This window comes from Streptomyces sp. NPDC014801, from assembly GCF_043082085.1.
Classification (GTDB): domain Bacteria; phylum Actinomycetota; class Actinomycetes; order Streptomycetales; family Streptomycetaceae; genus Streptomyces.
In genome coordinates this window covers 15131-36557 of record NZ_JBIBXG010000006.1, presented here as the reverse complement: position 1 = coordinate 36557, position 21427 = coordinate 15131, and the positions used below count along the sequence as shown (strand labels likewise).

The window sequence follows — 21427 nt, the reverse complement described above, 5'->3', positions numbered from 1 at the left end:
CGGGGTTCCTCACGGGAGAGAGGGTCGGTGCTCTTCGGCGAAGAGGGTGACGAGCCGGTGGATCACGCCGGCGAAGTCCTCCAGGTCGGCCAGGTCGACGAACTCGCCCGGCGCGTGGGCGCGGTTGGCGGCGAGATCGCCGGGGCCGAGCACGGCGGTGAACGCGTCGTCCAGGCCGGCGGCCCAGACGGCGTCGCAGGTGAAGCCAGGGTCGCCGGCCGCCGGCCGGGCGCCCGCGCGGGCCAGCAGCTTCTCGGCCCACGGGTCGTGGTCGTCCAGCGCGGGCAGCCCCCGCTTGTCCCAGCCGAGCCGGGTGATGTGCCGTGCGTCGCGGGCCGTGCGGGCGAACTCCCGGGTGCCGGCGAAGCGTTCGGCGAAGTCGTCCAGCCCCTCGGCGAGGTGCCGGGTCACCGCGGCTTCGAGGCGGTCGCCGTCGGCGGTGGACCGGTAGGACAGGTTCAGCAGCAGGGTGCCGGTGCCGTGGACCCGGTTGTGCGTGCGCCCCGTGGACAGTCCCGCGACGCACACCCGCCCGCCGGGCACACAGCCGTCCAGGCGGGCGGCGAGGTGCTGGGCGAGGAAACCGAGCAGCACGGTGGCGTTGTGCCCGGCGTCCGGCTGGTCGTCCACGGCGTCCTCGCCGGCGACCGTGATCCGGGCGGTCAGGGCGGCGGTGGCCCGCGGCAGGGCCCGCAGCCCGGTGGGCTCGCAGAACACGTTGAGGCGGCCGTGGTGACCGGCCTCCAGCAGCGGGCGGGTGCCGTACGTGCCGAGGGCGCCGCCCTCCTCCCCGGCGACGGCCTGGACCAGGACGGCGACCTCCCGTCCGACGGCCGGGTGGGCGGCGGCGGCCTCCAGCCCCGCGAGCAGGGCGACCGCGGGACCCTTGGCGTCGACCGCGCCCCGGCCGGTGAACCGGGCACCGTCGAAGGCAGGCGGGGCGTACCCGGCGACGGTGTCCAGATGGACGTTGAACATCACCGTGCGCGCCCGGGGCAGCCGTGGGCCGAGCCGCAGCAGCGCGCTGGGCTGCCCGGCCAGGAACCGCGGATCGCGGGCGGCGGCCAGGACCGTGGCCGGTACGCCGGGCCGGTCCAGGCAGGCGGGGGGCGGGGGAGCGAGGCGCACGGTGCGGAACCCGGACGCGGCGGCGGCCGTGGCGTACCGGCGCAGGAGGTCGGGCAGCCGGGACGGCGGATCGTCGGGCCCGGCCTCCAGCGGGTTGACGCTGGGCAGCCGCAGCAGCTCCAGCAGCAGCTCACGGTGCCGGCCGGTGAAGAGTGCGCTCACGCCGCGCCGCCCGCGGGGGCGGCGCCCAGCCGTTCGGCGCCCGTCGGCCCGGTGTCCGAAGGCGCGGGGCCCGAAAGCCCGGTGTCCGACGGCTCGGCGTGCGGCTGTGGGGTGTCCGCCGGCCCGGCGTGCGGCTGACGAGGCTGCGGCCGATCGGCGGGCGGCAGCCGGGTGTCCGAAGGGTCGGTATCCGGTCGTCCGGCTGGTGGCCGCCCGCCGTCCAGCAGCGCGGTGAGCGCCTGCCCCGCCCGTACGAACAGGTCGGCCGCGTCCTCGCCGGCCCGGGTCAGGCCCTCGTGCGGGCGTACGGCCAGATGCGGTTCGAGCGAGAGCGCGCCCGTGTACCCCTGGGCGGCCAGGATCCGCAGGCATTCCGCCACCCCGGCCTCGCCCGCGCCGGGCAGGGTGTAGGCGGCGCCGCCGTCCGGGGTGCGCACGGCGTCCTTGACGTGGACGTGGACGACGTACGGGGCGAGCGGGCGCAGCAGGTCCGGGGCGTGGTAGCCGTACGGGACGCCGTTGCCGATGTCGAACAGCAGGCGCAGTGCCGGGCTGTCGACGGCGTGCAGCAGGCGCAGCGCACGGTCGGCCCGGTCCCCGGCCCAGCCCGCGCAGTTCTCGTGCGCCAGCACCAGGCCCGCGCGCGCGGCGCGGTCCGCGAGGACGGCGGTGCGGGCGATGACGCGGTCGGCCCACTCCTCCTGCGGCAGGCCGTCGTTGGGGTACGACATGATCCGCACCAGACGGCAGCCGAGCGTGGCGCAGCGCTCGGCGAGGACGTCGAGTTCGGCGAGGTCCACGCCGAAGTCGCCGGTGACGGGGCGGGACCAGTTGCCGATCCGGGAGGCGACGGCCACGACGGTGACGCCGGCGTCCCCGAGCCGTCGCGCCAGCGCGGCGAAGGCGGCCCGGGAGAGATCGGCGAGCGCGACGCCGTCGACCGAGCGCAGCTCGATGGTGTTCCAGCCCAGGCGCCGCAGCGCGGCCAGCTGGCCGTCGGTGTCGGGCGCGGCCTCGTCGCCGATGCCGGCCGGCGGGCCGAACCCTCCGAGGCCCGGCCCGCTCGCGTGCTGTCCGGTCATCTCAGCGGCTCCCGGCGCGGACGGGCGGCACGGCGGCACTGCGCTCGCGGGCCGCGCACAGCAGGCGGGTGGCGGCGCAGGCGAGGGGGAATCCGGCGGCGCCCGCTCCTTGGGCGGCCCCCGCCCCTCCGGCGGTGCCCGCTCCTTGGGCGGCGCCCGTTCCTCCGGCGGCGCCTGCCCCTCCGGCGGCGAAGCCGCGGTAGGTGTCTTCGAGGAAGGCGGTCAGGGCGTCGTCGCGGAAGACGTGGTGCCCGGCCCCGGCCACCGCTCCCGGCCCGCCGGGGAGGCCGTCCCCCGGCGGCTGCGGGCCGCGGTCGAAGGGGACGACGAGGAGCTGGGCGTGGTCGTCGTCCTCGCTGAGCGGGAAGTGGGCCGTGACGGTCCCGCCCTCGAAGGCGCAGACGACGCTGCGCTGCCGGACGGGCGCGCCGAGGTCGGAGCGCAGCAGCGTCACCACGCCGGACCGGTGCTCCAGTTCGACGTGCGCGCCGCCGAGCCCGGGCAGCCGGCGGTCCTCGCACAGCAGGTCCCAGCAGCGCGCGGTGCGCAGCTCGGCCGGACCGGCCAGGTCCAGCGCGAGGGCCAGGGAGTGCGGGATCTCCACGTCCAGCGCGGACGTGTGCCCGTCGGAGGTCAGCGACCGCTGGAAGCGGGGTTTGTGCTGGTCCACGGTGATGCGCCGCAGCGCGCCGAGGTGCCGGCCGCGGATCAGCCGGCGCAGCCGGGCGGCGAGCCGGGAGGAGGTCCAGTGCGCCACGACCACCAGATCGAGGCCGGCCTCCTGACGGAGCCGGACGAGGGCGTCGAGTTCGTCCGGGGACGTGGCGAGCGGCTTCTCCACGATCAGCCGGCGGACGCCGTGACCGGCGAGCTCTGCGATCAGCTCGTGCCGCAGCCGGGGCGGGGTGCACACATGGGCGACCGTCCTCGCGGGGTCCACGTGCGCCAGGGCCTCTTCGAGCGTGGCGACGACGGTGACCTCGCCGGGCGCGCCCAGGGGCCGTAACGCGCGGGCGCGCGGGTCGCAGCCGACGGTGGGCAGGGCGACGAGCGGGTCCCCCGCGGCCGCCGACCGCCGGGCCAGGCGCACGAGGGTCCGCAAGTGAAGTCCGGATCCGGACCGGCCGAGCCCGACCACGAGGGGCTGCAGCACAAGGCCTCCTGGAGAAAGTCAGGGTGAATGGGAGCGCGCGGGAGGGAAATTCGGCCAGGCAAAGGCGCAACTCCATTACGCGGCAGGACTATTGCTGCCCGGCGCGGAATGGGTCAAGCGTGCCCGAGCGCTTTTCCCCACAACGTGTGAAGATGATTCCCTTCCTTTCTCCGTCCGTTCCGTCGCCCCTTAGCGTGGGCATTCCGAAGGAAGACGGACCACGGACGAGACGGGTGAGAGATTGCCTTCCGACGGACAGCTCGCGGCGCGGGACGGACACGCGTTACCGGCCGGACCGGAAACAGCCCGGCCGATTCCCTTCTTCTCCCAGGCGGCGACTTTCGAACAGCTGTGGCCGTCCATCGAAAAGGCGGTGGGCGAGGTCTTCGACAGCGGCAAGTTCTCCCACGGACAGCAGGTCGGTCAGCTGGAGGCGGCCCTCGCGGACTACACCGGCGCACGGCACGTCATCGGTGTGAACAGCGGCACCGACGCGCTCGTGCTGCTGCTGCGGGCCTGCGGACTGGCCCCCGGGGACGGCGTGCTGGTCCCGGCGTACTCGTTCTTCGCGACCGCGTCGGCCGTCGTCCTGGCCGGCGGGCAGCCGCAGTTCGTCGACATCGACCCGCACACCTACGCCATGGACCCGGCGGCGCTGGAGGCCGCCGTCACCCCGCGCAGCCGGTTCGTGATGCCGGTCCACCTCTTCCACACCATGGCCGACACGGCCGCCGTCGGCGAGGTCGCCCGGCGGCACGGGCTGACGGTCGTGGAGGACAGCGCCGAGGCGATCGGCATGCGCCGGCGCGGTGTGCACGCCGGCCTGCACGGCGCCGGCGGGGTGCTGTCCTTCTTTCCCTCCAAGACGCTCGGCGCGCTCGGCGACGCGGGCGCCGTGCTCACCGACGACCCGGACGTGGCGGCCACCGTCGCGGCCCTGCGTCACCACGGCAGGGCGGGCCGCACCCTGAACGACTTCCCGGCCATCTCCACCGAGAGCGCCCTGCCGGGCGTCAACAGCAAGATGGACGACCTCCAGGCGGCCGTCCTGCTCGCCAAACTGCCCCTGCTGGAGGAGCACATCGCCCGCCGCGCCGCACTCGCCGACGCCTACACCGCACGCCTGCGGGACGTACCCGGCATCGTGCGGCTGCCGCGCACCACCGCCCGGACACCGGACGACCGCGACGTGTTCTACGTCTACCTGATCGAGACCGAGCACCGCGACGCCCTGGTCGCCCACCTCGACCGGCACGGCATCGGCACCGAGGTCTACTACCCGGTGCCGCTGCCCCACCAGCCCGCCTTCGCCCGTCTCGGCCACCGCCGGGACGACTTCCCGCACGCCGAGGCCGCGGCCGAGCACGCCGTGGCCCTGCCCTTCCACCCCGATCTCACCCTCGCGGACGTGGACCGCGTCTGCGCCACCCTCCGCTCCTTCCTCGCCGGAACGAGGACGACCGCATGACCGCACCGCCCGCTCCCGCCGTCCCCTTCTTCCCTCCCGCCCTCTTCGAAGCCGACCGTACGGCCCTGCTCGCCCTGCTCCGCGAGGTGGGGCTCGACCCGGAGCAGCGCTTCATCCTCGGCCGGCGCACCGCCGCCTTCGAGGACCTGCTGCGCGAGGACCTGGGGGCCGCCGACGTCGTCGCCTGCTCCAGCGGCACGTCCGCGCTCTCCCTGGTGCTGCGGGCCATGGACATCGGCCCCGGCGACGAGGTGATCGTGCCCGCGTTCGGCTGCGCGCCGCTGGCCGCCTCGGTGACCGGCACCGGCGCCACACCGGTCTTCGCCGACATCCGCCCCGACACCATGACCATGGACCCCGACGAGGCGGACCGGCTGGTCACCGGGCGGACCAAGGCGGTGATGCCCGCCCACATGTTCTCCGTGATGGCCGACATGCCCCGCTTCACCGAGCTGGCCCGGCGGCGCGGGCTGCGCCTGCCGGAGGACTCGGCGGTCGCCCAGGGAGGCGTGCTGCGGGGCGTCCCCGCCGGACTGTGGGGCGAGGCCGGCGTCTACTCCTTTGTCCAGGTCAAGACCTGCGGCATGCCCGGCGAGGGCGGTGTGGTCGTCACCCGGGACGGTGCGCTCGGCGAGAGGGTCCGGATGCTGCGCAACCACGGCCAGTACGCGGGGCGGCGTTTCGTCCACCACGCCGTCGGACTCAACAGCCGCTTCGACGAGATCCAGGCCGCCTTCCAGACCCACCGCTACGCCGGCTTCCCGGCACGCCTCGCCCGGCGCGCACGGATCGCCGCCTACTACACCGAGCGCTTCACCCCGCTGGCCGGCCACGGCGTCGTACCGCCACCGCCCGGACAGGACGGCCGGTGCTTCTACGTCTACACGGTCCTCGCCGACGACCGGGAGGCACTCGGCGCCCACCTCGCCGCGCACGGGGTGGCCACGCACGTCTACTATCCGCGCCCGCTGCCCGCCCATCCCGCCTTCGCCCCCTACGCACCGCCCGGTGCCCACTGGCCGCACGCCGAACAGGCCGCGCGCCGCCATCTCGCCCTGCCCGTGCACCACTTGCTGACCGACGCACAGGTCGAGCACGTCGCGGACCTCGTGTGCGCCTTCGCCACCGGACACCGCTGACGGGCCGTCTCGGACGACCCGGGTTGACCGACTGTCTCGGACGACCCGGGCTGACCGGCCGTTTCGTACGACCCCGGCTGACCGGCCGTCTCGGACGCCCCGGCCGCCCACCCGAGGAGGGGCGCCCGGCCACCGCGCCTCGCCGCACCCCCTCGGACGCAGACACCCCCCACCCCCCAAGAGGTACCCATGACGGACAGCATCGCGGCCGGCCGTCCGGCCGCCACCGCCCACGGCGCCGGCCGCCTGCGCGTCTACGCGCGGCTCGGCAAACTCGACGTCTACGACTACTACCTCGGCATCTTCCTCGCCCTCACCGCGGCGCTGTTCCCCGCCGGCGCCCTCACCGCCCGGCAGGCGGCGGTACTGGCGTTGTTCCTGGCCGGGGAGGTCGCGGTCCTCATGGCGATGGTCGCCCTCGACGACGTCACCGGCTACCGGGACGGCAGCGACCTGGCCAACTACGGCCCCGACAACCCGCTGCGCAGCAAGGCGCGCAAGCCCCTGGTCGCCGGGACCCTGACGGTGCCTCAGGCGTTGCGCTTCGCGTGGGTCTGCGCGGCGGCCGGCGCGGTGCTGTGGGCGGCGGCGGCCGGCATCGCACCGCACCGTCCGCTGTGGGCGCTGGTCGCGGCCGGCGCGCTGTTCGTGGTGTCGCTGCAGTACTCCTACGGCCTGAAGATCAGTTACCACGGCTTCCAGGAGGTGTTCCTGGTGGCCCTCGGCGCGGTGCTGGTGATCGTGCCCTACGGCCTGGTGACGGGGGGCTTCTCCGGCTTCCTCATGGTGCAGGCGGTGCTGTTCGGCTTCGGGCCGCTGATGTTCGGCGTCTACTCCAACACCAACGACGTGGCCGGCGACCGTGCCGTGGGCCGCCCGACGGTGGCGGCCCTGGTCTCGGAACGCGGCAACGCCGTCTTCATCGGGGCGCTGTCGGCCGCGGAGTTCCTCATCGGCGCGCTCGCCTCGGCGACCGGGGCGGCCCCCTGGTGGTTCGTGCTGCTGATGCTGCCGGCGAGCGCGCTGCGGGCCCGCCAGTACCTCACCGGGTTCGTCCGCGGCGACATCATGACCGCCCGCCGCACCGGCTTCGCGGTGCACCGGCTGAGCGTCGTGCTGATGGCCGTGGCCAACGTGCTGGCCGGGACGGTGGCCGCCGTATGACACCGGAACTGGACGTCGCCGTCGTCGGCGCGGGCATCGCCGGCCTGACCGCCGCGCACGAACTGCGCCGCGCCGGGCTGACGGTCCGGGTGTACGAGCAACTGCCGCAGGTGGGCGGCAGGATGCGGTCCGTGCGCCGGCAGGGCTGGACCGTGGACACCGGCGCCGAGCAGGTCGCGCCCCGCGGGTACCGCGCGACGTGGGAGCTGCTGCGCCGCGTCGGCGCCACCCCCGCGGACGTACCGCGGGTCGGCGGCGGCGTGGCCGTCTGGCGCGACGGCCGGGTCCACTCGGGGGTGGGCGAGCCCTCGGCCGTGGTCACCGGAGCGGGGCTGTCCGCCCGGGCGCGACTCGACCTGGCGGCCTTCACCGCCCGCACCGGCCGCCGCCGGGCCCGGTTCGACGGCGACCGCCCCGAGGACAGCCCGCTGGGCGCCGCCACCGTACGGGAGACGACCGCCCGCTACCACCGCGACCTGCACGACTACCTCTTCCAGCCGGTCGCGGGCTGCTTCTTCGGCTGGGACACCGCCCGCTCCGCGGCCGCACCCCTGGTCAGCCTGCTGCTGGAGGCCGGTTCCCCGGCCGGCTGGCACACCTACCGCGACGGCATGGACTTCCTGGCCCGCCGGCTCGCCGCGGACACCGACGTCGTCACCGGCCACCCGGTGCGCGAGGTCACCGACGCGGGCGACCACGCCGTCCTGCGGTGCGACGACGGCGAGGTCCGGGCGCGGGCCGCCGTGCTCGCCGTACCGGCACCCGTCGCCGCGGCCCTGCGCCCCGACGCCCCCGCCGACGAAAGGCCGTTCCTCACCGCCTGCACCTTCACCCCCATGCTGAAGGTCAGCTGCCTGCTGGAGCGGCCGCTCGCCCCCGCCGCCCGCCGCCCCGTGCACGTCCTGCTCACCCCGGCCGTCGAGGAGGACGTGCTCTCCGGCGTCGTCGTCGACCACGCCAAGGACCCCGGCCGCGCCCCCGCCGGCCGGGGCCTGGTCACCCTCGTGGCCGGCCCGCGCCGCGTCCCCGAACTGCTGGACGCCGCCCCCGACGACGTCGCCCGCCTCCTCACGGACGCGGCCGAACGCTATGTCCCCGGCATCGGCGGCGCCTGCCGCGACCACCTCGTGCACGCCTTCCGTCACGGCCTGCCCGAAGCCACCCCCGAGGCCCTGCGGGAACGCGGCGCCTTCCTGGCCCGCCCCGTGCGCGCCGTGGAGTACGCCGGCGACTGGGTCATGCTGCGGCCCGCCTCCGAGGGCGCCGTCCGGGCGGGCGCGCTGGCCGCCTCCCGTGTCCTGAGCCGGCTCGGCGGACACCGTCCGGCCGGCACCGAGCGAGCGGAGGCGATCCGTGCGACCGCGTGACATGGGCACCTTGTTCGACGACGCGGCCGCGGCCGGCGCCCGCACCGTCGTCCGGCTGGACCGCCCCTTCGACATCGCCCCGCACTCCGGCACCCGCTGGACCGTCCCGGAACTCGCCGCCCTCGTCCGCGCCACCGCCGCCCGCCTCGCCGACGCCGGGGTCCGCGCCGGGGACCGCGTGGCGATCCTCAAGGACAACCACTGGGACTGCGACCTGCTCGCCTGCGCCGCGGTCCGGCTCGGCGCCGTCCCCGCACAGCTGTCCGCGCGGTTGGACACCACCGGCCTGCGCACCCTGCTGGAACGGCTGCGCCCGGCCGCGCTCGTCACCACCTCCGCGCTGCTCGCCCGGTGCCGGGACACGGTCACCGGCCCGCTCGCGCCCGTCTGCGTCACCCTCGACGCCGCCGCGCCCGGCGCGGTCCACTTCGCCGCACTGGACGCCTCCCGCCCCCGGCCACCCGTGCGGCGGCACGCCGACGAACCCCTGACCGTCCACCACACCTCCGGGACCACCGGCGTGCCCAAGCTGGTCGTCCACTCCACCCGCACCCTCGTGCACAAGCTGGCCCGCTTCGAGGCGGTGCGCCTGCCCGGTATCGGCATCGGCCCCGACGACGTCCTCGCCCACGCCGGGGCGTACGGACACGGGCGCACGTTCTGCTGGACGGCCGTGGTGCTGTCGCTCGCGCCCGCCGGGATCGTCATCCTGACCGGCGACGACCCGGACCGCGCCGACCCGCTGCTGCGCGCCCACCCGCCGACCGTCGTCGAGGCCCTGCCCGCCGCCTACGTCCGGCTGCGGCCCCTGACCGCCCGGCTGGACAACCCCTTCCGCCACGTCCGCCTCTACATCAGCACCTACGACGCCGTGCACCCGCCCACCCTGCGCGCGTACCTGGCCGCCAGCCGCCGCCCCCGGCCGCTGTGGATGCAGGGCTGGGGCCAGACCGAGACCGGACCGCTGACCTTTCGCTTCCACACCCGGCGCAGCGCGCTCGCCCCCGACGCGGAGACCACCACGCGCCGACTGGGCCGCCCGGTGCCGGGCCGCACCCGGCTGCGCGTGGTGGACCCGCACACCCTGCGCCCGGTGCCGCGCGGCCGGCCCGGTCTGCTCCTCGTCCGCACCCCCGCCCTCGCCCTCGGCTATCTCGGCGAACCGGCGCGCTGGGACGCCCAACGCGCCGGTGACTGGTGGTCCACCGGCGACCTGGGCGTGCACCACCGGGACGGCAGCGTCAGCCTCCTGGACCGCGCGGTCGACCGCCTGCCCGGCCTGAGCTGCCTGCGGACCGAGGACATGCTGGAGCAGCGGCTGCCGCAGGCCCTCGAATGCGTGGTCCTCGGCGCCCCGCAGGGCGCTCCGCTGCCCGTGGTGGTCACCGCCGACGGCCGGCTGGACCCCGACGCGTGGAAACAGGCCGTCCAGGGCCTGCCGCCGCTGCGCGATCCCGCCGTCCTCACCTGGGACGAGGTCCCCCGCACCGGCACGGGCAAAGTCCGCCGCGCCGTCCTGGCCCACCGCCTCACCGGCGCCCCGGTCACGACCTGAAGAGGTGGCGGTACGTCCGATGCCCGCGTGAACACCGAGCCTCCGATGCCCGCGTGAACACCGAGCCCTGTTGTGAGGAGAGGAGTCCTACCGTGTCCCAGCACGCTCCCGCCCGGGACGGCACCCGCGCGGTCTTCGCCAACGGCACCGCGCACAGCCGGGACCAGCACCGCTGCCTCGCCGCCGCCTACGACCCGGTGACCCTGCCGCGCCTGGCCGCCGCGGGGGTCGGCCCCGGCTGGCGCTGTCTGGAGATCGGCGCGGGCGGCGGCAGCATCGCGCGCTGGCTGGCCGACCGGGTCGCACCGGGCGGCTCGGTGCTCGCCACCGACCTCGACCCCCGCGACCTGACGCCCGGCCCGGGCCTGGAGGTCGCCGCCCTCGACGTGGCCCGCGACCCGCTACCGGAGGCCGCCTACGACCTGGTCGTGGCCCGCCTGGTGCTGCAGCACCTGCCCTCCCGCGACACCGTCCTGCGCAAGCTGGTGCGCGCGCTCAGACCCGGCGGCCTGCTGCAGATCGACGAGATCGACGCCTCCTACGAGCCGCCGCTGCTCACCCCGGATCCGCGGGCCGAGGCGCTGTACACCCGTTTCCTGCGGGCCAAGCAGGCGGCCATGCGGGCCGCGGGCGGCGACCCGCACTGGGGCCGCAAGGTGCCGGCGGCGATGCGGGCCGCGGGGCTGACCGCCCTCGACGTCCACCTGCACATCGGCGTACGGCACGCCGGGGACCCCGGCCTCGGGCTCCAGCTCAACCACACCCGCAACCTCCGCGACCGGCTGACGGAGCAGGGCATGACCGCCGGCGAACTGGACCGGGTGGGCGAGCTGATGCGGGACCCCGCCTTCCGCGCCGCCTCCAGCGTCCTGTACTCGGTGCAGGGCCGCAGGCCCGGCCGGGCGGCGCCGTGACCGCCCGCACGCGCACCGCCACCCGGCCGGCCGTCGCCGCCGTGGTCGCCGACCGGCTGCTGCGGCACGCCGCGCCCGAGCGGGCCGGCCGCGCGGGGGACGACGTGCCGTACACCCTCGACTGGGTGGGCCCGGTGGACGCGGACCTGCCGGACGAACGCGCCGTGCAGGCCGCCTGCGGGCTCATGCATGTCCACGGCCGGGCGACCGGCGGCCCGCTCCCGCTGGCCGTCGACTACGCCTCCACGGTGGCCGGGGTGCTCGCCGCGCAGGGGGTCACCGCCGTGCGCGTGGCGCGGGCACGCGGCCTGGACCTGCGCGAGGTGCGCACCTCGGTGGCGCAGGGAGCCCTGCTCGCGATCGGCCAGTACCTCGCCGCGGCGACGGCCGACGACGGCGGCTCGGAGCCGGCGGACCCCCAGGTGTCGCGGACACCACCGCCCGCTGAGGGCCTGGCCACCCTGGAGACGTCCGACGGTGTCCGCGTGGAGATCGAGACGCTCGACCCGTCGGCGTGGCGGGAGTTCTGGGCGCGGCTCGGGGTGGCCCCGGCGCTCGCCGGCCGTGGCTGGCAGCCGTTCCAGCAGCGGTTCGCCACCGCCGTGTGCCCGCTGCCCGAGGCGCTGCGGCAGGCCGCCCGCCGCCGCTGCCTCGCGGACCTGCGGGACGCCGCGCGGGACACCGGCGTCAGTCTCCTCGCCGTCGGCGCCGACCCGGCCCCCGCCGTCCGCCCCGCCCCCTGGCGGCTCACCCCGGCACCGGCTGCGGTGCCCCCGCCCCGCGCGCAACCGGCCCCCGGCGCGTCCCCCGCCCGCGGAGCCGCCCTGCCGCTGACCGGCCTGCGGGTGGTGGAGTCCACCCGCAGGGTGCAGGGACCGCTCGCCAGCCACGTCCTGCGGCTGCTCGGCGCCGAGGTGATCCGCGTCGAACCGCCCGGCGGCGACCCGATGCGCTGGCTCGCCCCGCTGGCGGGGGACTGCTCGGCCCGCTTCGGCGCCCTCAACGCGGGCAAGCCGGTGGTCGAGGCCGACCTGACCACCGCGCACGGCCGCGCCGCCGTCCGCGCGCTCGTCGCCGGGGCCGACGTCTTCCTGCACAACTGGGCCCCCGGGAAGGCCGCCCGGCTCGGCCTGGACGCCGCCGACCTGCTGCCCGCGCACCCGGCCCTGGTGTACGCGTGGGCCTCCGGCTTCGGGGACGCCTTCGGCGACCGGCCGCCGCCCCTGGGCACCGACTACCTGGCGCAGGTGCACGGCGGCCTCGCCGCGGCGGTACGGCCGGCCGACCAGCCCCCGGCCCCCTCCCTGATGACCCTCACCGACGTCCTCGGCGGCCTGGTCTGCGCCCAAGGAGTGCTCGCCGCACTCGCGGCCCGGGAGACGACCGGCCGGGGCTGCCGCGTGGACTCCTCCCTGCTCTCCGCGGCCGCCGTCGTCCCGCGCCCCGCGCACCGGGTCCGCTTCACGCCGCTGGACCGGCCGCTGCGCACCGCGAACGGCCACCTCCACCTCGGGCCCGAGGCACGCGCGCACCCCGACGCGGTGCTGCGCCTGCTGGACCGCGCCGGCGCCCCCGGCGACCTCACCTCCCGCTTCGCCCGCCGGACCAGCGAGGAGTGGACGGCACGGCTGGCGGAGGCCGGCCTGTCCGCGACACCCGTCCTCACCGATCTGACCGCGCTCGCCCGCGATCCCGCCTTCCGGGCGGCCGTCGTCCCCGCCGGCCCGGCCGGTGGCCACGCCCGCCCCTGCCCGCCCTGGGAGTTCGCATGACCGCCACCCCCGCGACCCGTCCTCGCACCACCGCCCCGCCCGCGCGCCCGGAAGGGCCGCCGGTGTGGACTTCGCGCGCCGGCGTGCCGTTCCCCGATCTGGTGCCCCGCGCGCGCCGGCGTGCCTGGGTGGCGGCGGGACTGTGCCCGGACGCCGACCTGTACACGCTCTTCGCCGCCCGGGTCCGCGCCCATCCGCGGCGCGAGGCGCTGGTGGACGACGCGGGGGCGCTGACCTACGCGGAGCTGGACGCGCACGTGCGCCAAATCGCCGGTCTGTTCGCCGGGGCCGGTCTGGGGGAGGGGCACGTGGTGGCGATCGCGCTGCCCGACGGGCGCGACGCCGTGGCCGCGGAGCTCGCCGTCTACGCGATCGGCTCGGTGGCCCTGCCGATCCCGCCGGGCGGCGACGACCGGGACCTGCGGGCACTGCTCGGCCGGTCACGGGCCGCCGGCGCCGTCCTCGCCTCGCCCTCCCGCGCCGACGCCGTCGCGGACCTGCCCCATCTGGGGGCGGTGTACGTGTCCGGCGGGGGCGGGCCGGGCCTGCACCTGCTCTCCGGCCGGGACGGCGTCCGCACGTCCGGCCCGAACCCCCTGGCCGGCGCGGACCGCGTGCACCCCCCGGGCCCCTGGCCGCCCCGCCCGGCCGACTCGTACGGACCCGCCCGCATCGACCCGTACGGACCCGCCCGCATCCTGGTGTCGTCCGGTTCCGAGGCCGAACCGAAGATGGTCGCCTACAGCCATCACACCCTGGCCGGGGGCCGCGCCCGGTACGTGCGCGGCCTCGACCCGGACGCCACGCGGCCGCCCCGCCACCTGGTCCTCGTCCCGCTGGCCTCCTCCTTCGGCTCGCTGGGCACACCGGTCACCCTGGCCGCTCTGGGCGGCACCCTGATCGTGCGGTCGGCGTTCGACCCGCGGGAGGCGCTGCGGCTGGTCGCCGAGCACCGCCCCACCCTGCTCTTCGCGGTGCCCACCATGCTCCGGCGGATCGCCGACCTGCCGCAGCGGCCGGGCGAGGACACCTCGTCGCTGTCGGCGGTCGTCTCCAGCGGCGCCCCTCTCCCGGAGGCCACCGCCCGCGCGTGCCGCCGCCGCCTCGGACGGCCGGTGGTCACCGTCTACGGCTCCTCGGACGGCGTGAACTGCCACACGGCCGGGGAGAAGGAGCCGCCCGGCACCAGCGCGGGCACCCCGGACCCGGCCGTCGCCCGGATCCGGATCACCGGCCCCGACGGCACGCCCGTGCCCGCCGGAAGCGCCGGGCAGATCGAGGCGCTGGGCCCCATGACGCCCCTGTGCTACGTCAACGCGACCGAGCTGGACGCCCGTTACCGCACCCCCGACGGCTGGGTGCGCACGGGCGACCTCGGCCTGCTGGACGAGCGGGGGAGGCTGCACGTGCTGGGCCGGCTCAAGCGGATCGCCGTGCGCGGCGGCCTCAACATCAGCCTCGCCGAGGTCGAACACGCCCTGGGCACCCATCCCGCGGTGGCCGAGGCGGTCTGTGTGCCGGTGCCGGACGCGGACCTGGGGGAGCGGCTGTGCGCGTGCGTCCGCCCGGTCCCCGGCGGGCCCGCGCCGGCGCTGGCCGACCTGACCGGCCACCTGGCGGCGCGGGGCCTGGCCCGCCGCAAGCACCCCGAACGGCTGCTGCTGGTGGACGAGATGCCGCTCGGCCCCACCGGCAAGATCTGCCACCGCACCCTGGCCGCCCGGGCGGCGGCCGAGGTCGAGAGCCCGCACTGAGCGCCATGGCGGGGCGGGCGGGCCGCCGGGCCGGCGCGCCGTCGGCGATGATGGGCGGGAGCCCGTTCGCCTGACGCCGGAGCTGGACATGGAATGCAAGGCATACGACCGGTGGGGTCGTGGGAGCCGATGAGAGAGGTCGTCGCGACGCGATACATCGAACCCCTGCGCTCCGGCGGGTCCGTCCCCGGAGTGGTCGAGGCCGACGACCTCGGCACCTACGTGGTCAAGTTCACCGGCTCCGCGCAGGGCAGCAAGGCGCTGGTCGCCGAGGTGATCGTGGGCGAGCTGGCCCGCGCGCTGGGCCTGCGCTTCCCCGAGCTGGTGCTGGTGCACTTCGACCCGGGGATCGCCGCGCACGAGCCGCACCAGGAGGTGCGGGACCTGCACGACGCCAGCCACGGCCTCAACCTCGGCATGGACTACCTGCCGGGCGCGGTCGACCTCACTCCCGAGGTCGCCGGGATGTTCCCGGTGGACCCGCTGGAGGCCGGCCGTATCGTCTGGCTCGACGCGCTCACCGCGAACGTCGACCGCACGGTGCACAGCTCCAACCTCATGGTGTGGCCCACCCTCGGCGTCGCCCCGCCGCGGCTGTGGCTCATCGACCACGGCGCCGCCCTCGTCTTCCACCACCGCTGGGACGGCGCCGACCCCGCCAAGGCCTACGACTTCCGCCACCACGCCCTCGGCCACTACGGCCCCGACGTGCGCGCCGCCGACGCCGAACTGGCGCCCAGGGTCACCGAGGAGCTGCTGCGCGCGATCGTCGCCGAGGTGCCCGACGCGTGGCTGACGGACTTCGCGAGCCCCGAGGAGATGCGCGAGGCCTACGTGGCGTATCTGCACGCGCGGGTGCGGGCCTCCGGGGCGTGGCTGCCGACCGACTTCCCGAGCCGCGAGGAGCTGGCCGCGGAGGAGGCCCGGCGGGCGGAGCGCACCCAGGCGGGCCGCCCGGACTGGCTGAAGCGCGTCCCCGACCTGCACGGCAAGCCGGCCGCGCGGCAGGACTGGTCGGTGCACCTGGGCTGAACGGCCCGAGGGGGCCCGGGTGATCCCGGGCCCCCTCGGCGCGTGCCCGGCTCAGCCCTTGAGCTGCTCGTACGCCGGCAGGGTGAGGAAGTCGGCGTAGTCCTCGTCGAGGGAGACCTGCAGCAGCAGGTCGTGCGCCTGCTGCCAGTTGCCGGCGGCGAACGCCTCCTCGCCGATCTCCTCGCGGATGTGCGCCAGTTCCTCGGCGGCGACCTTGCGGGCGAGGTCGGCGGTGACCTTCTCGCCGTTGTCGAGGACGACACCGGCGTTGATCCACTGCCAGATCTGGGAGCGGGAGATCTCGGCGGTGGCCGCGTCCTCCATCAGGTTGAAGATGGCGACGGCGCCGAGGCCGCGCAGCCAGGCCTCGATGTAGCGGATGCCGACCTGGACGGCGTTGACCAGGCCGCCGTAGGTGGGCTTGGCGTCCAGGGAGTCGATGGCGATGAGGTCGGCCGCCTTGACGTCGACGTCCTCGCGCAGCCGGTCCTTCTGGTTCGGCTGGTCGCCGAGGACCTTGTCGAAGGACTCCATGGCGATCGGCACCAGGTCGGGGTGGGCGACCCAGGAGCCGTCGAAGCCGTCGTTCGCCTCGCGGTCCTTGTCGGCGCGGACCTTCTCGAAGGCGACCTTGTTGACCTCGGCGTCCTTGCGGGAGGGGATGAACGCCGCCATGCCGCCGATCGCGTGGGCACCGCGCTTGTGGCAGGTGCGCACGAGGAGTTCGGTGTAGGCGCGCATGAACGGGGCCGTCATGGTGACCGCGTTGCGGTCCGGCAGGACGAACTTCTCGCCGCCGTCACGGAAGTTCTTGACGATGGAGAACAGGTAGTCCCAGCGGCCGGCGTTCAGACCGGAGGCGTGGTCGCGCAGCTCGTAGAGGATCTCCTCCATCTCGTACGCCGCGGTGATCGTCTCGATCAGGACGGTGGCGCGGATGGTGCCCTGCGGGATGCCGACGTAGTCCTGGGCGAAGACGAACACGTCGTTCCAGAGGCGGGCCTCCAGGTGCGACTCCGTCTTCGGGAGGTAGAAGTACGGGCCCTTGCCGAGGTCGAGCAGGCACTGGGCGTTGTGGAAGAAGTACAGGCCGAAGTCGACGAAGGCGCCCGGGACCGGGGTGCCGTCGGCGTCGACGAGGTGCCGCTCGTTCAGGTGCCAGCCGCGGGGCCGCATGACGACCGTGGCGAGCTCCTCGTTCGGGCGCAGGGCGTACGTCTTGCCCGACCTCGGGTCGGTGAAGTCGATGGAGCGCGTGTAGGCGTCGATCAGGTTGAGCTGGCCGAGGACGACGTTCTCCCAGGTGGGAGCGGAGGCGTCCTCGAAGTCCGCGAGCCAGACCTTCGCGCCCGAGTTCAGGGCGTTGATGGTCATCTTGCGGTCCGTCGGGCCGGTGATCTCGACACGGCGGTCCTGCAGCGCGGCCGGGGCCGGGGCGACCTTCCAGGAGTCGTCCGCGCGGATGGCGGCCGTCTCGGGCAGGAAGTCGAGGGTGGAGGTGCGGGCGATCTCGGCGCGGCGCTCGGCACGGCGGGCGAGGAGTTCGGCGCGGCGCGGCGTGAACCGCCGGTGCAGCTCGGCCACGAAGGCGAGCGCCGCGTCGGTGAGGACCTCTTCCTGCCGCGGCAGGGGCTCGGCGTCGACGATGGCCAGCGTGGACGGCGCTGGTGCGGACATGAGCGGTCACTTCCTTACGGGGAGCTGTTTCAGCGAACCACGTGCATCGCCACCCTGCCCTGGCACGGGGTGCCTGGAGGCAGAAATGGGGCAGTTCGCACCCGCTGTGCGGTCGGGTGCTTCTGAACAGTGGATAGTAGTTATCGCATGGTGGAAGTTCAATGGTTTGTTGATGTCGAGATTCTCTGGGTCGAGGAAAGGTGGCGCTCGGTGCCACCCCGTTCACTCAAGGTGGCCCAGGTCGGCCTCGGTGTCGATGTCGTACGGCTGTGCCACGTCCGCGCACTCCACGAGCCGCACCGCGTCCGCGTGCTCCTTCAGGTAGGCGCGTGCCCCGCGGTCCCCGGAGGCAGTCGCCGCGATGCCCGCCCAGTGCGCGGCGCCGAACAGCACCGGATGGCCGCGCACCCCGTCGTAGGCGGCCGAGACGAGGGTGCGCTCGTCCTCGTAGGCGCCCAGCACGCGCGCGACCGCCTCCGGCCCGATCCCCGGCTGGTCGACGAGCGAGACGAGCGCGGCCCGCGCCCCGGACCCGGCCAGCGAGGCCAGCCCGGCCCGCAGCGAGGAGCCCATCCCCTCCTCCCACCGCGGGTTGTCGACCAGCACACAGCCCTCCAGTCGCGCCCGCTGCCGTACGGCGTCGGCGGCCGCGCCCAGCACGACGTGCACGCGCGTGCAGCCCGCCGCGCGCAGCACCCCGACGGCGTGCTCGACCAAGGGCCGCCCCCGGTGCTCCAGCAGCGCCTTGGGCCGCCCGCCGAGCCGCCGGCCGCCCCCGGCGGCGAGCAGCAGCCCCGCGACAGGGCTCTCAGGTGTCTCGGAAGTCGTCATGCGCCCTGCATACCGCACCCCGCGGCCTGCGCGGCTCACGCAGCGCAGCAACTCGATGACGCAGCGGACTGGCGCTCGCCGGGCGGGGTGGCGTTTACTGGCTCCCCCGCCCGGCTCACCGCACCCGGCGCGGGCGACGGCACAGGGAGATTCGCACGACGGAGTGCGAGGGGGAGGGCCGTGTTGCACAGTGTCCAGCACAAACCGGTCACCGGCGGCGACGGGGACCTGCGCGCGAGCCGGCTGCGCGCGGCGGCGTCCCGGCTGCACCGCGAACTGGCCGCGTACCCGGCCGAGTTACGGGACCGGGACATAGCGGAGGAAGAGCTGGCCGCGCTGACGGCCATGGCCGCCCGGGGCGCACCCGAGCCGGCCCTTCTGCGCCGCTCCCTGCTGCTGATAGCGGGGGCGATCGGCTCGGTGAGCGCCCTGTCGGAGGCGCTGAGAGAGGTCCGCACGGCGGTGGAGTCGTTCAGCGGACCGGGCTGACGCGCCACCCCCGACCGGCAGGACGATCCGGCGGGCGAGAAGGCGGCCGCCCGGCCCCGAGGCACCGGGCGGGCCGCCGAACCGGCGGAGGCTACCCGCCGACGTACGCGGCGAGATGCTCACCTGTCAGGGTCGAGCGCGCGGCGACCAGCTGGGCCGGCGTCCCCTCGAACACGACCCGCCCGCCGTCGTGGCCCGCCCCGGGACCCAGGTCGATGATCCAGTCCGCATGGGCCATGACGGCCTGGTGGTGCTCCACCACGATCACCGACTTCCCGGCGTCGACCAGCCGGTCCAGCAGCCCGAGCAGCTGCTCCACGTCCGCCAGGTGCAGGCCGGTCGTCGGCTCGTCCAGGACGTAGACACCGCCCTTGTCGCCCATCTGCGTGGCCAGCTTCAGTCGCTGCCGCTCGCCGCCGGACAGCGTGGTGAGCGGCTGGCCCAGCGTGAGGTAGCCGAGGCCCACGTCGGCCAGCCGGTCCAGGATCCGGTGCGCGGCCGGCGTCTTCGCCTCGCCCGCGGAGAAGAACTCCTCCGCCTCGCTGACCGGCATCGCCAGCACCTCGCTGATGTCGCGGCTGCCGAGCTTGTACTCCAGGACCGACGCGTCGAACCGCTTGCCCTCGCACTCCTCGCAGGTCGTGGCGACCCCGGCCATCATCGCCAGGTCCGTGTAGACGACGCCGACGCCGTTGCAGGTCGGGCAGGCGCCCTCCGAGTTCGCGCTGAACAGGGCCGGCTTCACGCCGTTGGCCTTGGCGAACGCCTTGCGGATCGGGTCGAGCAGCCCGGTGTAGGTCGCCGGGTTGCTGCGCCGTGAGCCGCGGATCGGGCTCTGGTCGATGGACACCACACCCGCGTCGGCGGGCATCGACCCGTGCACCAGCGAGCTCTTGCCGGAACCGGCGACACCGGTGACCACGACCAGCACGCCGAGCGGGATGTCGACGTCGACGGACCGCAGGTTGTGCGTGGTCGCGTCACGGATCGCCAGCTTCCCGGTGGGCGTGCGGACCGTGTCCTTCACCCGGGCCCGGTCGTCCAGATGGCGCCCGGTCAGCGTGCCGCTCGCCCGCAGCTCCTCCACGGTGCCCTCGAAGCAGACCGTCCCGCCGTCCGTGCCGGCGCCCGGGCCGAGGTCGACGACGTGGTCCGCGATCGCGATCATCTCCGGCTTGTGCTCGACCACGAGCACCGTGTTGCCCTTGTCGCGCAGCCGCAGCAGCAGGTCGTTCATCCGCTGGATGTCGTGCGGGTGCAGCCCGATGCTCGGCTCGTCGAAGACGTAGGTCACGTCGGTGAGCGAGGAGCCGAGGTGCCGGATCATCTTCACCCGCTGCGCCTCGCCCCCGGACAGCGTGCCCGCCGGCCGGTCCAGCGAGAGATAGCCGAGGCCGATCTCCACGAAGCCGTCGAGGGTGTCGCGCAGCGAGGCCAGCAGCGGCGCCACCGACGGCTCGTCCAGGCCGCGCACCCACGCGGCCAGGTCACTGATCTGCATCGCGCTCACGTCGGCGATGCTCAGGCCCTTGATCTTCGACGACCGGGCGCCCTCGTTCAGCCGGGTGCCCTCGCACTCGGGACAGACCGTGAAGGTGACCGCCCGCTCCACGAACTCCCGGATGTGCGGCTGCATCGCCTCCTTGTCCTTGGCGAGCATCGACTTCTGGATCCGCGGGACCAGACCCTCGTAGGTCATGTTGATGCCCGCGATCTTCATCCGGGTCGGCTCCCGGTACAGGAAGTCCTGCAGCTCCCGCTTGGTGAACTTGCGGATCGGCTTGTCCGGGTCGTAGAGGCCGGACTCGGTGTAGAGGCGGTGGTTCCAGCCGCCCGACTTGTAGCCCGGGACGGTCAGCGCGCCCTCGTTGAGGGACTTGGAGTCGTCGAAGAGCTGGGTGAGGTCCATGTCGGTGACCGAGCCGCGGCCCTCGCAGCGCGGGCACATGCCGCCCGTGATGCTGAAGCTGCGCCGCTCCTTCACCGTCTGCCCGCCGCGCTGCACGGTGACCGCGCCCGCGCCGCTGATGGAGGCGACGTTGAAGGAGAACGCCTTGGGGGAGCCGATGTGCGGGGTGCCGAGCCGGCTGAAGAGGATGCGCAGCATCGTGTTGGCGTCGGTGGCGGTGCCGACCGTGGAGCGCGGGTCGGCGCCCATGCGCTGCTGGTCGACGCTGATGGCGGTGGTCAGGCCGTCCAGGACGTCGACGTCGGGGCGCGCCAGGGTCGGCATGAAGCCCTGCACGAACGCGCTGTAGGTCTCGTTGATCATCCGCTGCGACTCGGCGGCGATGGTGTCGAACACCAGCGAGCTCTTGCCCGAACCGGAGACACCGGTGAAGACCGTCAGCCGGCGCTTGGGCAGCTCGACGCTGACGTCCTTGAGGTTGTTCTCGCGCGCCCCGTGCACGCGGATCAGGTCGTGGCGGTCGGCGGCGTGCCGCGCGGGCGTCGCGGAACCCCTCCCCGTGGCCTTGGTCATCGTGTCTCCATCCGGTCAGACCCTCGATCACGGACACCGCCCGCCCGGCGCGGCTCCCCGCGGCCACGGGTGCGCGCTGCCCGTGCCGCTCACGCTACGGCGAGCGGCACGGTTCGCGCTTCTCGAATCCTGATCCTCGCCAGGGGCCGGGCCGGGCCGGGCCGGACCTCACCTCGGCGGACGGGGACGGGCCGGTGCGCACGCCGTGCGCGGGGTACGGGGACGACCCGGCCGGTGGGCACGCCGTGCGCGGGGTAC

16 protein-coding genes are annotated in these 21427 nt (G+C 75.2%); 10 read left to right on the top strand and 6 right to left on the bottom strand.

Annotated elements, in window-relative coordinates:
- Nucleotides 1-9 precede the first annotated feature (9 nt).
- Genes ACF1AL_RS15425 through ACF1AL_RS15415 form a run of 3 tightly spaced genes read right to left on the bottom strand, consistent with a single transcriptional unit; the run spans nucleotide 10 to nucleotide 3525 of the window.
- On the bottom strand, nucleotides 10-1290 hold the full coding sequence (locus ACF1AL_RS15425) for a M20/M25/M40 family metallo-hydrolase (protein ID WP_391826131.1): 1281 nt from the start codon (nucleotides 1288-1290) through the stop codon (nucleotides 10-12).
- Nucleotides 1287-2372, bottom strand: coding sequence for a TIM barrel protein (locus tag ACF1AL_RS15420; RefSeq protein ID WP_391826130.1), 1086 nt, complete (start codon nucleotides 2370-2372; stop codon nucleotides 1287-1289). Before ACF1AL_RS15420 ends, ACF1AL_RS15425 begins: the two co-directional genes overlap by 4 nt.
- A gap of 1 nt (nucleotide 2373) precedes the next feature.
- Entirely contained in the window at nucleotides 2374-3525 is a 1152-nt protein-coding gene (locus ACF1AL_RS15415) for a Gfo/Idh/MocA family protein (RefSeq protein ID WP_391826129.1), read from the bottom strand.
- 373 nt (nucleotides 3526-3898) lie between these two features.
- On the opposite strand from ACF1AL_RS15415, the gene ACF1AL_RS15410 reads away from it, so the two are divergent.
- The 9 genes from ACF1AL_RS15410 to ACF1AL_RS15370 all read left to right on the top strand — a co-directional run bounded on the left by ACF1AL_RS15410 (nucleotide 3899) and on the right by ACF1AL_RS15370 (nucleotide 15690).
- Nucleotides 3899-4993 carry a DegT/DnrJ/EryC1/StrS family aminotransferase gene (locus tag ACF1AL_RS15410; RefSeq protein ID WP_391826128.1) on the top strand — a complete coding sequence of 365 codons (1095 nt, stop codon included), beginning with the start codon at nucleotides 3899-3901 and terminating at the stop codon, nucleotides 4991-4993.
- Nucleotides 4990-6132: a DegT/DnrJ/EryC1/StrS family aminotransferase gene (locus ACF1AL_RS15405; protein WP_391826127.1), complete on the top strand. Its 1143-nt coding sequence runs from the start codon at nucleotides 4990-4992 to the stop codon at nucleotides 6130-6132. Before ACF1AL_RS15410 ends, ACF1AL_RS15405 begins: the two co-directional genes overlap by 4 nt.
- A gap of 189 nt (nucleotides 6133-6321) precedes the next feature.
- Entirely contained in the window at nucleotides 6322-7296 is a 975-nt protein-coding gene (locus tag ACF1AL_RS15400; protein WP_391658041.1) for a UbiA family prenyltransferase, read from the top strand.
- Complete coding sequence (locus tag ACF1AL_RS15395) at nucleotides 7293-8663, top strand: FAD-dependent oxidoreductase (RefSeq protein WP_391826126.1); 1371 nt, start codon at nucleotides 7293-7295, stop codon at nucleotides 8661-8663. Before ACF1AL_RS15400 ends, ACF1AL_RS15395 begins: the two co-directional genes overlap by 4 nt.
- Nucleotides 8650-10218 (top strand): AMP-binding protein, encoded by a 1569-nt coding sequence (locus tag ACF1AL_RS15390; RefSeq protein ID WP_391701890.1) that lies wholly within the window; start codon nucleotides 8650-8652, stop codon nucleotides 10216-10218. The genes ACF1AL_RS15395 and ACF1AL_RS15390 overlap by 14 nt, the downstream gene beginning before the upstream one ends.
- A 92-nt stretch (nucleotides 10219-10310) precedes the next feature.
- Nucleotides 10311-11132 (top strand): methyltransferase domain-containing protein, encoded by an 822-nt coding sequence (locus ACF1AL_RS15385; protein WP_366838155.1) that lies wholly within the window; start codon nucleotides 10311-10313, stop codon nucleotides 11130-11132.
- Nucleotides 11129-12904: a CoA transferase gene (locus ACF1AL_RS15380; RefSeq protein ID WP_391826125.1), complete on the top strand. Its 1776-nt coding sequence runs from the start codon at nucleotides 11129-11131 to the stop codon at nucleotides 12902-12904. Before ACF1AL_RS15385 ends, ACF1AL_RS15380 begins: the two co-directional genes overlap by 4 nt.
- Nucleotides 12901-14658 carry a class I adenylate-forming enzyme family protein gene (locus ACF1AL_RS15375; RefSeq protein ID WP_391826124.1) on the top strand — a complete coding sequence of 586 codons (1758 nt, stop codon included), beginning with the start codon at nucleotides 12901-12903 and terminating at the stop codon, nucleotides 14656-14658. Before ACF1AL_RS15380 ends, ACF1AL_RS15375 begins: the two co-directional genes overlap by 4 nt.
- Before the next feature lie 129 nt (nucleotides 14659-14787).
- On the top strand, nucleotides 14788-15690 hold the full coding sequence (locus tag ACF1AL_RS15370; RefSeq protein ID WP_384213598.1) for a HipA family kinase: 903 nt from the start codon (nucleotides 14788-14790) through the stop codon (nucleotides 15688-15690).
- Nucleotides 15691-15741: 51 nt separating this feature from the next.
- On the opposite strand, the gene aceB is transcribed toward ACF1AL_RS15370, so the two are convergent.
- Both aceB and ACF1AL_RS15360 read right to left on the bottom strand, forming a co-directional pair.
- Nucleotides 15742-17367 (bottom strand): malate synthase A, encoded by a 1626-nt coding sequence (gene aceB, locus ACF1AL_RS15365; RefSeq protein WP_391826123.1) that lies wholly within the window; start codon nucleotides 17365-17367, stop codon nucleotides 15742-15744.
- A 222-nt stretch (nucleotides 17368-17589) separates the two neighbouring features.
- On the bottom strand, nucleotides 17590-18198 hold the full coding sequence (locus ACF1AL_RS15360; RefSeq protein WP_386417377.1) for an NTP transferase domain-containing protein: 609 nt from the start codon (nucleotides 18196-18198) through the stop codon (nucleotides 17590-17592).
- Between the two features lie 180 nt (nucleotides 18199-18378).
- Here ACF1AL_RS15360 and ACF1AL_RS15355 point away from each other — a divergent pair, with 180 nt between their 5' ends.
- Nucleotides 18379-18687: a DUF5955 family protein gene (locus ACF1AL_RS15355; RefSeq protein ID WP_391658050.1), complete on the top strand. Its 309-nt coding sequence runs from the start codon at nucleotides 18379-18381 to the stop codon at nucleotides 18685-18687.
- Nucleotides 18688-18778: 91 nt separating this feature from the next.
- On the opposite strand, the gene ACF1AL_RS15350 is transcribed toward ACF1AL_RS15355, so the two are convergent.
- Complete coding sequence (locus ACF1AL_RS15350) at nucleotides 18779-21169, bottom strand: ATP-binding cassette domain-containing protein (protein WP_391826122.1); 2391 nt, start codon at nucleotides 21167-21169, stop codon at nucleotides 18779-18781.
- Between the last annotated feature and the right edge of the window lie 258 nt (nucleotides 21170-21427).

What these genes read in the sequence shown, in the direction of transcription:
- ACF1AL_RS15420 (WP_391826130.1), bottom strand. Translation starts at nt 2,372, where the DNA reads ATGACCGGACAGCACGCGAGCGGGCCGGGCCTCGGAGGGTTCGGCCCG.
- ACF1AL_RS15405 (WP_391826127.1), top strand. Translation starts at nt 4,990, where the DNA reads ATGACCGCACCGCCCGCTCCCGCCGTCCCCTTCTTCCCTCCCGCCCTC.
- ACF1AL_RS15400 (WP_391658041.1), top strand. Translation starts at nt 6,322, where the DNA reads ATGACGGACAGCATCGCGGCCGGCCGTCCGGCCGCCACCGCCCACGGC.
- ACF1AL_RS15395 (WP_391826126.1), top strand. Translation starts at nt 7,293, where the DNA reads ATGACACCGGAACTGGACGTCGCCGTCGTCGGCGCGGGCATCGCCGGC.
- ACF1AL_RS15375 (WP_391826124.1), top strand. Translation starts at nt 12,901, where the DNA reads ATGACCGCCACCCCCGCGACCCGTCCTCGCACCACCGCCCCGCCCGCG.
- ACF1AL_RS15370 (WP_384213598.1), top strand. Translation starts at nt 14,788, where the DNA reads ATGAGAGAGGTCGTCGCGACGCGATACATCGAACCCCTGCGCTCCGGC.
- aceB (WP_391826123.1), bottom strand. Translation starts at nt 17,367, where the DNA reads ATGTCCGCACCAGCGCCGTCCACGCTGGCCATCGTCGACGCCGAGCCC.
- ACF1AL_RS15360 (WP_386417377.1), bottom strand. Translation starts at nt 18,198, where the DNA reads ATGACGACTTCCGAGACACCTGAGAGCCCTGTCGCGGGGCTGCTGCTC.
- ACF1AL_RS15350 (WP_391826122.1), bottom strand. Translation starts at nt 21,169, where the DNA reads ATGACCAAGGCCACGGGGAGGGGTTCCGCGACGCCCGCGCGGCACGCC.